Below are 518 nucleotides of genomic sequence, written 5' to 3' on the forward strand. Positions count from 1 at the left end.
CTCAATCAGGTCTGTGAACGACTGGTCTCATCACTGGCCGCCGCCGGTGTGACAGCCCGCCGCCAACAGGGAGAACAAATCCACCGCTGGCTGTTACGGCATTTTAATCCGGCGCCGGACTGGGGGATGGCAAAAGCCGATTTTTACCGGGCGGTCAGTTATGCCACACCCGCGCAATCGGATCTCTCCGTCAGCACGGATTTTGCCGAAAGCCTGTGGTTTACCCCGCCGGTGTCTGATCCCGAGGCCGGTGTCTGGTGGTTTGACAACCTGCCGCACAAAGCGATCCCGGTGGAACGCCTGCGTCGGCCGCCCGAGCCGGGCACACTGACCGGTGAAGTGAAACGGGGGGACAATATCAATACCCTGATGGATATGATGCCGGCAGGCACGGTGGTGTCGCTGACGATTGTGGCGCAGGCACAGGATCGGCTGGAAGAGGATTTTACCCGGCTGGCGAAAAATGCCGTGGGGGACAACACCGAATCGCTGCGTGTCCGGCAGGATGTGCAGGAAGT

Annotated in this window: 1 protein-coding gene; it reads left to right on the forward strand. The window is 60.6% G+C overall.

The features are described 5' to 3' along the window. Window positions 1-518, forward strand: a 518-nt coding sequence (locus tag Xinn_RS21445; protein WP_153043446.1) for a TraC family protein, incomplete at both ends; no start/stop codon positions are given.

Origin of the sequence: Xenorhabdus innexi (assembly GCF_002632485.1) — a bacterium.
Classification (GTDB): Bacteria; Pseudomonadota; Gammaproteobacteria; order Enterobacterales; family Enterobacteriaceae; genus Xenorhabdus; species Xenorhabdus innexi.